Origin of the sequence: Mesorhizobium sp. M1396 (assembly GCF_040317725.1) — a bacterium.
In the GTDB taxonomy this organism is placed as follows: Bacteria; Pseudomonadota; Alphaproteobacteria; order Rhizobiales; family Rhizobiaceae; genus Mesorhizobium.
In genome coordinates, this window is record NZ_JAMYLA010000137.1 from 1 (window position 1) to 2,145 (window position 2,145).

Sequence of the window (2,145 nt, forward strand, 5' to 3'; positions counted from 1 at the left end):
ATGGTCGCAAATCAAAGCATCAGGGGGGTCAAAATTGGACGCCGATTCCCCGGCTTATGGGGTCAATTTTGCACGCCGATTCACACCCGGAGCGGGTAGGCCTAATTTTCTGCGCGCCGATTGCGCTGGCGCGACGTAGCCCGGCCTTTTGCCAGCTCGGCAGCTACGGCTCGCAAAGAGCGTCGTAAGGCTTGCGGAGCCGCCCCTCAGCTCCCGTCGAGGAGCAATCCACAATTCACATATTTGGAGATGGCTCGCTGGTTTACCGGTCTGCGAGCCCTGCAAGCCCATGCTTCAGATGCCGCCCGTGCAGAGGTATTTCATTTCGAGGTAGTCCTCGAGGCAATGGCGGGAACCCTCCCGCCCGATGCCGGACTGCTTCACTCGGCCGAAAGGCGCGGCTTCCGACGACATGCGTCCCGTGTTCATACCACTATGCCATATTCCAAGGCCTCGGCGACACGCCAAACACGCTTCCGTTTGAGGCACAAATGTGGGGGAAGGCCGTAGATCGTGTCGTTGGCCTCATGCACGACCTATCCGCATCGTCGAAGCAATCACAGGCGCCAGCCGCCCGAATGTCTCTTTCTTGCGCGATGGTCATCTCGCTGGAGACCGGACCGATAGTTCGACGTGCCATTCGCGCGATGCGTTTGCCCCCGCATCGATTCTGCGGCCTTTCGCGACGGCATGGGATTCGATTTTGGCCAGAGCCTGCCTGTCGATCAGCGCACCGATCGCCACTCCGGAGCAAAGCCCTCGCCAACGATAAGTGGCGGACTTTCTCCACGAACTCTCGACAAACACCTTCGTGAACGCCTGACTGGACGGGGGTAGCCATGCCGAACAGGTCGCATAACCACGCCATCGTTCGGCGACTGCAGCCGCGAAGCGTCTCGAACACATCGGCTCGATGCGGTTGCGTCCAGAATGCATCAGCGAGCGGCGGGAGTCTTCGCTATATTCGCCCCCGACATCCCGAAGTCCACCAGCTTGCCTGCCAAAAAGGGGTGTTGCATGAATAAACCCGCTTTCGTCGCCGTCAGCCGCGTGCCCAGGAAGGACGACAGTCTCCATAGCAAGAATGCGAGATGATCATCGTATTCAGCGGCAGCGTGCCGGCGAAATTGGGTGTTCGGCAAGCCAAATAGCGCGATGCAGAAGGATGGTGAGGATTTCGCGTCCGCCACTGCGATGCATAGAGCCACCCTTCGCAACCGACCAGCGCAACAAAGCTCGTTATGCGGCGCGTAGGTTCGTAGACGCTTATCCAGTATCGAGATAACAAGGCCGCTGCGCAGGAACGAACTCTGAGAGCGCACCCTGCGAGAGGTTGCGCTTGCTGACGCGGCTGTGGAAGAAGCAGGGGCTCGCGCCGAAGCGCATGATCACCGACTAGCTTCGCTCGTATGGAGCGGCAAAGCGACAGATGATGCCGGACGTCGAGCACCGGTCGCACAAGGGGTTGAACAACAGAGCGGAGAATTCCCATGTGCCGCCGCGAAAACGGGAGCGGATGATGCAGGGGTCCGATCGCCGGGAGGCCTGCAACGCTTCGTCTCGACCTTGTCAGCCCTCCGCAACCTCTTCGTCCCCCGCCCCAAACGTTCTGCTCTCGCCATACATGTTCATCGCTTGCAAGCCATCGCCGAATGGAAGGCCGTGACTGGAACGCCCGCAACAATGGATTGCTAACGGCGAACTCATGCTGGTCGGCAAGGCGATACTGGCTGGAGCATCAACTCGGCCGACGAGAGTGGCCACACCATCCTAGACAGGATCGGCCGATATGCCCGGCATCGCCGCTCTGCAAAAAGCACAGCGGGCATCCAGACGTTGCCGGGTTGACTATGGGTGTCCGAACCGCGAAAAGAGGCCGCTCTTTATGAGTGGCGTGCGCTGGCAGTCTAACCCCAAGCCCCCCGCCCGGGCTGCCGGCGCGCTTCTAGGAACATCGAGGTAGATGACGAGACTCCGAACTACATTTCCAAAGCTATCGGTGGATTCACATTTCAAGCCCAATCGATTTCCTACAGCCAGGCGCGAACGTTCGATTGGAACATTCAGAATTCACATCAAGGTGCACCGCTATTGCGTCCCGAACAGGTTCGGCTGCTCGATGACGACTACGAGATTGTTCTCATC

The 2,145-nt window shown here is 59.3% G+C and carries 3 pseudogenes; 2 read left to right on the plus strand and 1 reads right to left on the minus strand.

The features are described from left to right. Positions 1 to 294: 294 nt before the first annotated feature. Positions 295 to 829 (minus strand): annotated as a pseudogene (locus NKH02_RS34690) (aldehyde dehydrogenase family protein); the annotation flags it as partial. A 507-nt stretch (positions 830 to 1,336) separates the two neighbouring features. On the opposite strand from NKH02_RS34690, the pseudogene NKH02_RS34285 reads away from it, so the two are divergent. Continuing rightward, a pseudogene (locus NKH02_RS34285) lies at positions 1,337 to 1,695 on the plus strand (DDE-type integrase/transposase/recombinase); the annotation flags it as partial. A gap of 267 nt (positions 1,696 to 1,962) precedes the next feature. Further along, positions 1,963 to 2,145: pseudogene (locus tag NKH02_RS34290) on the plus strand (type IV secretory system conjugative DNA transfer family protein); the annotation flags it as partial.